Origin of the sequence: Pseudomonas sp. D(2018) (assembly GCF_005502555.1) — a bacterium.
Lineage (GTDB): Bacteria > Pseudomonadota > Gammaproteobacteria > Pseudomonadales > Pseudomonadaceae > Metapseudomonas > Metapseudomonas resinovorans.
On record NZ_SCOK01000094.1, the window covers coordinates 1 to 9,680 of the forward strand.

The window sequence follows — 9,680 nt, forward strand, 5'->3', positions numbered from 1 at the left end:
CCCCCCGCGCTCGCCTAGACTTGGCGATGCACCCGGCCATTTCTCGTACTTCACTGCAGCAATGCCGGCGAAGAAAAAGTTCTGCCAGACACTTGGAACTTGCTGTCGGCGCCCACACTCAGTGGCGCACATTGCCTAGAGGTGCTCGATGCGCGCCAACACTCCGCCAGTGGAACGCCCGGCCAACGGCCAACTCAACGAAGAACCGGCCCCGCTACGCTGGCTCGATAGCCTCACAGCCTACCGGCAGTGGATCGTCATCGCCTTCACCCTGCTGGTCTTCGTGCTCGGCTTGCTGGCCTGCTGGCACCTGCTGCGGGAACTGGACCCCAATGCCCTGCGCACCGCCGTCCACGACGTTCCCGGCACCAGCCTGCTGTTGGCGCTGGCGGCCACCTCCGTCAGCTTCATGGCCTATGTCGGTTACGAGTGGTCCGGCTGCCGCTTCGCTGGCGTGCACCTGCCGTTGCAGCGCATGGCCCTCGGCAGCTTCTGCGCCTCGGGCATTGGTAACGCGGTCGGCCTGTCGATGCTCACGGGCGGCTCGGTACGTTTCCGTCTCTACGGCCGCGACAAACTGGGCGCCGGCGATATCGCCCGCATTACCCTGTTCGCCAGCCTCGCGCTGGGCTCGGCGCTCCCGCCGCTGGCTGCCCTGGCCGCGCTGAGTGCCCCAGCAGCGGCTTCCCTGGCCCTGGGCCTGCCGGAAAGCCTGGTGATCAGCCTGGCCCTGGCTGTGCTGCTGACCAGTGCCGGGCTGATCTTCTGGATTTCCCGCCAGCGCGCGCCGGAACCACCCGTGCCTGGCTGCATCGATATCCGCCTGGGCAATCGCAGCGTGCGCCTACCCGGACTGCGTCTGTCGGCGGTGCAGCTGCTGATCACGGTGGTGGATGTCTGCGCCGCCGCCTGCGTGCTCTATGTCCTGCTCCCGGAGGCGCCGCCGCTCGGCGCCTTCCTGCTGGTCTACATGCTCGCCCTGGCAGCCGGCGTGCTCAGCCACGTACCGGGCGGCGTCGGCGTGTTCGAGGCTGTACTGCTGGCCGCCTTTGCCGGCCAGTTGGGCGCAGCGCCGCTGGCGGCCGCCCTGGTGCTCTACCGCCTGATCTATGTCGGTCTGCCGCTGGTACTGGCCTGCCTGTTGCTGCTGGCGAACGAGGCACAGCGTCTGTTCCCCGCTGGCCGCCAGGCCCTGCGCGCCGCCTCCGGCCTGGCCGCACCGGTGCTGTCGTTGTTGGTGTTCCTGTCCGGCGTGGTGCTGCTGTTTTCCGGCGTTACCCCGGCAGCGGACACCCGCCTGGAACACCTGAGCTTCCTGATTCCCCATCGCCTGATCGACGCCTCACACCTGGCAGCAAGCCTCATCGGCGTGCTCTGCCTGCTGCTCGCCCACGGCCTGCGCCATCGCCTGTCGGCAGCCTGGGCGCTGACAGTAGTGCTCCTGCTGGCTGGCGCCGGGCTGTCGCTTCTGAAGGGGTTCGATTGGGAGGAAGCCAGTCTCCTGACCATGACGGCCATGCTGCTGGCCATTTTTCGCAGCGCTTTCTACCGCCCCAGCCGCCTGCTGGAAGTGCCCTTCTCGCCGCTTAACCTCGCTGCCAGCGCCTGCGTATTGCTCGCCGCCCTCTGGTTGATGTTCTTCGCCTTCCAGGACGTACCCTACAGCCATGAGCTCTGGTGGCAGTTCGAGGTGGACGGCGACGCCCCTCGCGCCCTGCGCGCCTCCCTGGCCAGCGGCCTGCTGCTCGCGGGCATCGCCCTGGCCTGGCTATTGCGTCCGCTGCCGCCGACCATCCACGAGCCCACGAAAGAGGAGCTGCTGCGCGCCGTCGAAGTCATCCGCAACTCCGACCAACCCGATGGCGGCCTGGTGCTGACGGGGGACAAGGCGCTGCTCTTCCATCCGGAGGGTGACGCCTTCCTCATGTACGCCCGCCGCGGCCGCAGCCTGGTGGCGCTGTTCGATCCCATTGGTCCGTCCTACCGGCGCGCCGAGCTGATCTGGCAGTTCCGCGACCTCTGCGACCACCACCATGCGCGGCCGGTGTTCTACCAGGTGCGCGCGGAGAACCTGCCCTACTACATGGATATCGGTCTGTCCGCGCTGAAGCTGGGCGAGGAAGCCCGGGTCGACCTCCCCCGATTCGACCTGGACGCCAAGAACAAGGCCATGAAGGACCTGCGCTACACCCTCAGCCGTGGCCAGCGCGACGGCCTCGGCCTGCAGATCTACGATGCCGGGACTGCCCCCCTGGATCAGCTGAGGACCATCTCCGAAGCCTGGATGCAAGGCAAACAGGCACGGGAGAAAGGCTTTTCCCTCGGTCGTTTCGACCCCGACTACCTGAACCACTTCCGCATCGCCACCATCGAGTTCGAGGGCAAGCCGGTGGCCTTCGCCAACCTGCTGGAAACCGAGGGCAATACCCTGTCCAGCATTGACCTGATGCGCGTCCATCCGCACGCCCCGAAGCTCACCATGGAGTTCCTCATGCTCAGCCTGCTGCTGCACTACAAGGAACGCGGCCATGCCCGCTTCAGCCTGGGCATGGTGCCCCTGGCCGGACTGCAGCCGCGCCGCGGTGCGCCCCTGACCCAACGTCTCGGCGCCCTGGTGTTCCGGCGTGGCGAGCAGTTCTATAACTTCCAGGGCCTGCGCCGCTTCAAGGAAAAGTTCCAGCCCGACTGGGAGCCGCGCTACATGGCCGTACCCGCAGGCCTCGACCCGCTGGTGGCGCTGGCCGATACCGCTGCCCTGATCGCCGGCGGCTTTACCGGCCTGGTCAAACGCTGAGGTACCCATGCTCAAACGCAACTGGCGACGCCTGCTGCTGATCCTGATCCTCGCCTTGGTGGGCGCGGCCCTGCTGGTCTGGAGCCGCCCTGCCCCCCAGGCCAGGCTGGACCACCTGAAACTGCCTGACGGCAGTGCCATGATCCTGGCCAATCCCTCGGGGGCCGTGCAGCACCGCGTGCTGCTGGTGACCAGCGGCAATCAGCGCCTGGCGGATGCCGATTTGCTGACCCTGGCCCGCAGCAGCAACGCGCGACTTCTACAACTCGACCTGCCGACCAAGGATTGTGCGGCACAGCAACAGCGCTTGCAGCAAGCCCGCGAAACCCTTGGCGGCGAGCCCACCCTGGTGGCCGGCATCGGCCCGGGTGCCAGCTTCGCCTGGCGTTGGCTGGCCGGACAGTTCGACGACACGGCCCAGGCCTTGTCCATCGACTTCAGCCTGAAGACCCCGGACTGCCCCGCCGACTTACCGCAGAAGGCCGCCCACGGCCGCTGGCTGGCCGCCTGGAACGACAACCCGGACGACCCCAGCGCCGCCTTCGCCCGCAACCAGGCCAACGCCGAAACCCTGATCAGCGACTACGACACCAGCCTGGTGCAGTTGCTCCAGCAACGCGTGCAGAGCCTGTTGCAGGGCCAGGGCGAGCCATTGCCTGTGGTGGAAGTACCGGCCGCCAAGCCTGCCGAGACGGTCACCCTGTTCTATTCCGGCGATGGCGGCTGGCGCGACCTGGACCGTGCGGTGGCCGATGAGATGGCCAAGCGCGACTACCCGGTGGTGGGCATCGATTCCCTGCGTTACTTCTGGCAGCACAAGAGTCCCGAGCAGGGCGCTGCCGATCTCAGCCGGCTGATGAAGGAATACCGTGAAAAGTGGGGAGCCAAGCACTTCGTGCTGGCCGGCTACTCCTTCGGCGCTGACGTGCTGCCGGCCTTCTATAACCACCTGTCCAAGGCCGATCAGGATCAGGTGGACGCCATCCTGCTACTGGCCCTGGCGCGCAGTGGCAGCTTCGAGATCGAGGTGCAGGGTTGGCTCGGCAAAGCCGGCCAGGAAGCCGCCACCGGGCCGGAACTGGCCAGACTGCCGGCCACCAAGGTGCTCTGCGTGTTCGGCAAGGAAGAAGCCGACGAAAGCGGCTGCACACAGCCGGGCACCGTCGGGGAAAACCTCGAGCTGCCCGGCGGCCACCATTACGACGAGAACTACCCGGCATTGGCGGAGAAACTGCTGGCTGCCGTCGAGAAGCGGCAGGAACCACTGGCCAAGGATTGACCCAGGTTCAGATTCGCTTAAGACAAAGGGGCTATCCTCCGCTCCGTTTTGAATATCGAGCACGAGGTACCGTGATGAGTCTCAAGAACGCAACTTCCCGCTACGGGAACCTATCTATCGCCCTGCACTGGCTGATGCTGGTACTGATCGCAGCCGTCTATGCCTGCATCGAGCTGAAGGGCAACTTTCCCAAGGGCAGCGAAACCCGCGAACTACTCAAGCAGTGGCACTTCATGCTCGGCATGGCGGTGTTCTTCCTGGTCTGGCTGCGCCTGATCGGGCGGATGATTTCCCCCGCGCCAGCCATTCAACCCGCGCCGACGAGCTGGCAGAACGCCCTCGCCAAACTGATGCACCTGGCACTCTATGCCCTGATGATCGGCGCGCCCCTGGCCGGCTGGCTGATCCTCAGCGCAGCGGGCAAGCCCACTCCCTTCTTCGGCCTTGAACTGCCGGCACTGATCGGCCCGAACAAGGAGCTGGCCGGGCAGATCAAGGAACTCCACGAACTGGCGGGCACTGCCGGCTACTGGCTGATCGGCCTGCACGCGGTGGCGGCGCTGTTCCACCACTATGTGAGCCGGGACAACACCCTGGTGCGGATGCTGCCGCGCAAGGGCTGATTGCCACATGCCTCAGGGTGCGCCGCGTGGCGCACCCGACTCTCCATTCCCCGCCTTCAAATCTCCACCTGCGTCCCCAACTCGATCACCCGGTTCAGCGGCAAATTGAAGAACCTCAGATTGCTGTTTGCGTTCTTCAGCATGAAGGCGAACAACGCCTCGCGCCAGCGCGCCATGCCGATGCGTTTGGTGGGGATCACCGTTTCCCGGCTGAGAAACCAGGTGGTGCTCATCGGGCTGAAATCCAGCTCGTTGAGGTGACAGAGCCTCAGCGCCGCTGGCACGTCCGGTTCTTCGATAAAGCCGAAGTGCAGGATCACCCGGAAGAATCCATCGCCATAGGCGTCTACCTCGAAACGCCGGTCTGCCGCCACCCGTGGCGTGTCCTCGCTCACCACGGTCAGCAGCACCACCTGCTCGTGCAGTACCTGGTTATGCAACAGATTGTGCAGCAAGGCATGGGGCACCGCGTCTGTCCGCGCGGTGAGGAACACGGCGGTACCCTGCACCCGATGCGGAGGCTGTGAACGGATACTGCTGATGAACAGTGGCAACGGTAGCGCGGTTTCGTCCAGGCGCTCGACCACGATCTGCTTGCCACGTTTCCAGGTAGTCATCAGGGTGAACAGCGCGACGCCGGCGATCACCGGGAAGGCCCCTCCCTGGAAAATCTTTGGCACGTTGGCCGCGAAGAACAGGCTGTCGACGAAGAGGAAGCCCAACAGTACGGGCACGGCCAGCCACCACGGAGTTTTCCACAGCAGCAGCATCACCACGGCCACCAGCAGGGTGGTGATCAGCATGGTGCCGGTCACCGCCACGCCGTAGGCCGAGGCCAGCGCCCCTGACGACTCGAAGCCCAGCACCAGCAACACCACGCCCACCATGAGCGCCCAGTTCACCGCACCGATGTAGATTTGCCCCTGCTCCTGCTGCGAGGTGTGCTGGACGAACATGCGCGGTATGTAACCGAGTTGCATAGCCTGATGCGTCAGGGAGAAGGCCCCGGAAATCACTGCCTGGGAGGCGATCACGGTGGCCAGGGTGGCCAGCCCGACCATGGGCAGCAGCGCCCAGCCCGGCGCCAACAGATAGAAAGGGTTACGGGCTGCGGCAGGGTCGGCAAGGATTATCGCCCCCTGACCGAAGTAGTTCAGCACCAGCCCCGGCAACACCAGGAAGAACCAGGCGCGGGCGATGGGCTTGCGGCCAAAGTGGCCCATGTCGGCATAGAGTGCTTCGGCACCGGTCAGGGCCAGCACCACGGCCCCGAGGATGGCGACGCCGATGCCCGGGTGGATAACGAAAAAATGTACGCACCACCAGGGATTGAGCGCTTTCAGCACTTCCGGCTGCTGGGCGATGCCATAGATGCCTAGGGCACCGAGCACACTGAACCAGAGCACCATGATCGGCCCGAAGAGGGTACCGATCCGCGCGGTGCCGTGCTTCTGGATCAGAAACAGGCCCACCAGCACGATCAGCGACAAGGGCACGACCCACTGCTCCAGGCCATCGAACGCGATTTCCAGCCCCTCGATGGCAGAAAGCACCGAGATCGCCGGGGTAATCATGCTGTCGCCATAGAACAGCGCGGTCCCGCACAAGCCGAGCAACAACACGGCTGCCTTCAATCGGGGATACGACCTGGCGGCGCGCTGGGCCAGGGCCGTCAGGGCCATGGCGCCGCCTTCCCCGTCGTTGTCCGCGCGCAGGATGAACAGCACGTACTTGATCGACACCACCCAGATCAGCGACCAGAAGATCAGCGAAAGCACGCCCAGAACCCCATCGTGATTGATCTGGACGCCGTACTGGGCGGAGAAGACTTCCTTGAGGGTGTACAACGGGCTGGTGCCGATATCGCCGTAGACCACACCGGCAGCGGCCACCAGCAAACCGAGCCCTGAAGCCGTATGTCCGGCATGCTGCTCGGCGGGTTGCGTGATGCTTTCGCTCATCTGAACCTTCCTGCTGATGACAGTTGAAGCGCATCGTTGGGGCAGCTCATCCGGCGAACATGGGCGTCCCGCCCCGCCTGCGCCGGATTCCCAAAGGCTAGCTGCGAAATGACGACACGTAAGGGTAGAAATGACCGACGCCTGCCGCTAGAATTGCGCACTTTTTGATCAGAGGCGCCCTCCCGAGCGCCCATTGAGGTTAGCCGCACATGTCCACCGCTACTCCCAAAGTCGGATTCGTCAGCCTGGGTTGCCCGAAGGCCACCGTCGATTCCGAGCGCATCCTCACCCAGCTGCGCATGGAAGGCTACGAGATCGTACCGACCTACCAGGATGCCGACGTAGTGGTGGTGAACACCTGCGGGTTCATCGACAGCGCCAAGGCCGAGTCCCTGGATGCCATCGGTGAAGCCATCGCCGAAAACGGCAAGGTGATCGTCACCGGCTGCATGGGCGTATCCGAAGACTCCATCCGTGACGTGCACCCGAGCGTGCTGGCCGTCACCGGCCCACAGCAGTACGAGCAAGTGGTCAGCGCCGTGCACGAAGTGGTGCCGCCGAAGGCCGACCACGACCCCTTCGTCGACCTGGTGCCGCCGCAAGGCATCAAGCTGACCCCGCGCCACTACGCCTACCTGAAGATTTCCGAAGGCTGCAACCACAGCTGCAGCTTCTGCATCATCCCGTCCATGCGCGGCAAACTGGTCAGCCGCCCGGTGGGTGATGTGCTCTCCGAAGCCGAACGCCTGGTCAAGGCCGGCGTCAAGGAGCTGCTGGTGATCTCCCAGGACACCAGCGCCTACGGTGTCGACCTCAAGTACAAGCTCGACTTCTGGAACGGCCAGCCGGTCAAGACCCGCATGCTGGAACTCTGCGAGGCCCTCTCCGCCATGGGCGTTTGGGTGCGCCTGCATTACGTCTACCCGTACCCCAACGTGGACGACGTGATCCCGCTCATGGCCGAAGGCAAGCTGCTGCCTTACCTGGACATCCCCTTCCAGCACGCCAGCCCGAAAGTGCTCAAGTCCATGAAGCGTCCGGCGTTCGAGGACAAGACCCTGGCGCGCATCAAGAAATGGCGCGAGATCTGCCCGGACCTGACCATCCGCTCCACCTTCATCGTCGGCTTCCCCGGCGAAACCGAGGAAGACTTCCAGTACCTGCTGGACTGGCTGACCGAAGCCCAACTGGACCGCGTCGGCTGCTTCCAGTACTCCCCGGTGGACGGCGCCCCGGCCAATGACCTGGGCCTGGAGCCGGTGCCGGACGACATCAAGCAGGACCGCTGGGAGCGCTTCATGGCGCATCAGCAAGCCATTTCCACCGCCCGCCTGCAGCTGAAGATCGGCCGCGAAATGGACGTGCTGATCGACGAAGTCGACGACGAAGGCGCCGTGGCCCGTTCCTGGGCGGACGCACCGGAAATCGACGGCAGCGTGTTCATCGAGTCCACCAGCGTGAAGCCGGGCGACAAGGTGCGCGTGCGCATCGTCGATGCCGACGAATACGACATGTGGGCCGAGTTGGTCTGATGTGATGCTGTGTTGATTGAGCCCCGCTGATGCGGGGCTTTTTCTTTGCGGTACTGATTCGTCTAGCGGAACATAGAACCCGAATCGAGTCGCAGGATGTGGCGAGCGGCGTTCCGCGGGAGCGCAGCGCTACCCATCACCGGAGCCTGACCATGCTCAAGGTCTTCTACGACGGCGCCTGCCCCCGCTGCATGGCCGACCGCCGCTGGTACGAATCCTTGCCCCGTGCCGCCGAAGGCGTGGAGTGGATCGACATCACCGGTCGCGACGCCGAACTACGCGCGCTCGGCATCGACCCTTACCTCGCCCTGACCGAACTACACGTCCAGGATGAAACCGGCCGCATCCACCGCGAACTCGACGCCTACATTCTCCTGCTCACCCGCGTGCCGAGGCTGGCACCGCTCGCCTGGCTGCTCGGCCTGCCGGTCGTCAAACCGCTTCTGTCGCTCGTCTACCGCCGCTGGGTGCTTCGTCGCTTGCGCCGAGACGGCAGGCTCTAGGGGCAGCGTCTAGACTCGCTCCATCCACGGCCCAAGCGGAACCACAACAATGACCAGCCAGAACCGCCAGGTAACCCTCTACCACTGCCCCTACACCCGTTCCACCGGTGCCCTGACCCTGCTCGAAGAACTCGGCGCCGACTTCACGCTCCACGTGATGAACATGAAGACCGGGGAGCAGCGCAAGCCGGAATTCCTCGCGATCAACCCCATGGGCAAGGTACCCACCCTCACCCACGGCGATGCGGTGGTCACGGAACAAGTCTCGGTCTACCTCTACCTCGCCGACCTCTACCCGGAAGCCAAGCTTGCCCCGCCCCTGGGCGACCCGCTGCGCGGGCCCTACCTGCGCTGGATGGTGTTCTACGGGTCCTGCTTCGAACCGGCGGTGGTGGACCGGGTGCAGAAGCGTGAGCCGATTCCCGAGGCACGCTCGCCCTACGGCGACTTCGACAGCGTGATGAAGACCCTGATCAGCCAGATGAAAGACGGGCCCTGGCTGCTCGGCGAGCAGTTCACCGCTGCCGACGTGCTCTGGGGCAGCGCGCTGAACTGGACCACCCAGTTCGGGTTGATCCCGGAGGTGCCGGCGATCAAGGACTACATCGCCCGTTTCGTCGAGCGCCCCGCCTACCAACGCGCCCTGGCCAAGGACGCCGAGCTGGCCGCCGCCCAGGCTGCACCGGCCTGAAATGCCGCTGTATTCCGCGTCTCGATAATGCCCCCGCCCCGGCATCGCCGGGGCTAGGGTATGGGCCACTTCAGATCATCGTCGAGGCATCCTCATGCATTCCTATTTCAGCCTCCAGGGCCGTACCGCCCTGGTTACTGGTGGTACCCGCGGCATTGGGCGGATGATCGCCCAGGGCTTCCTCGAAGCCGGCGCGCGCGTTTTCATCTGCGCCCGCGATGCCGAGGCCTGCCACGAGACCGCCTCCGAGCTTTCCGCTTTTGGCGAATGCCACGCCCTCGCCGCCGACCTCTCCAG

General features: G+C 65.0%; 8 protein-coding genes. 7 read left to right on the forward strand and 1 reads right to left on the reverse strand.

Annotation, left to right across the window (positions count from 1 at the left end):
* Window positions 1–148: 148 nt before the first annotated feature.
* The 3 genes from mprF (at window position 149) to FFS60_RS27975 (ending at window position 4,696) form a co-directional block, all read left to right on the forward strand.
* On the forward strand, window positions 149–2,794 hold the full coding sequence (gene mprF, locus FFS60_RS27965) for a bifunctional lysylphosphatidylglycerol flippase/synthetase MprF (protein WP_137823831.1): 2,646 nt from the start codon (window positions 149–151) through the stop codon (window positions 2,792–2,794).
* A gap of 7 nt (window positions 2,795–2,801) precedes the next feature.
* Window positions 2,802–4,073, forward strand: a complete 1,272-nt coding sequence (locus FFS60_RS27970; protein ID WP_137823832.1) for a virulence factor family protein — start codon at window positions 2,802–2,804, stop codon at window positions 4,071–4,073.
* Window positions 4,074–4,147: 74 nt separating this feature from the next.
* On the forward strand, window positions 4,148–4,696 hold the full coding sequence (locus FFS60_RS27975; RefSeq protein WP_137823833.1) for a cytochrome b: 549 nt from the start codon (window positions 4,148–4,150) through the stop codon (window positions 4,694–4,696).
* Between the two features lie 56 nt (window positions 4,697–4,752).
* Here FFS60_RS27975 and FFS60_RS27980 read toward each other — a convergent pair whose 3' ends face one another.
* On the reverse strand, window positions 4,753–6,657 hold the full coding sequence (locus tag FFS60_RS27980; RefSeq protein ID WP_137823834.1) for a potassium transporter Kup: 1,905 nt from the start codon (window positions 6,655–6,657) through the stop codon (window positions 4,753–4,755).
* A gap of 209 nt (window positions 6,658–6,866) precedes the next feature.
* Between FFS60_RS27980 and rimO the strand changes: the two genes are divergently transcribed.
* The 4 genes from rimO to FFS60_RS28000 form a co-directional block, all read left to right on the forward strand.
* Window positions 6,867–8,189, forward strand: coding sequence for a 30S ribosomal protein S12 methylthiotransferase RimO (gene rimO / locus FFS60_RS27985; protein WP_028627541.1), 1,323 nt, complete (start codon window positions 6,867–6,869; stop codon window positions 8,187–8,189).
* A gap of 152 nt (window positions 8,190–8,341) precedes the next feature.
* Window positions 8,342–8,692 (forward strand): thiol-disulfide oxidoreductase DCC family protein, encoded by a 351-nt coding sequence (locus FFS60_RS27990; protein WP_028627540.1) that lies wholly within the window; start codon window positions 8,342–8,344, stop codon window positions 8,690–8,692.
* Between the two features lie 49 nt (window positions 8,693–8,741).
* A complete protein-coding gene (locus FFS60_RS27995; RefSeq protein WP_028627539.1) occupies window positions 8,742–9,383 on the forward strand; it encodes a glutathione S-transferase family protein in 642 nt (213 codons plus the stop codon).
* 94 nt (window positions 9,384–9,477) lie between these two features.
* Window positions 9,478–9,680 (forward strand): SDR family NAD(P)-dependent oxidoreductase (locus FFS60_RS28000; protein ID WP_137823835.1); only part of this gene is annotated, 203 nt, incomplete at its 3' end.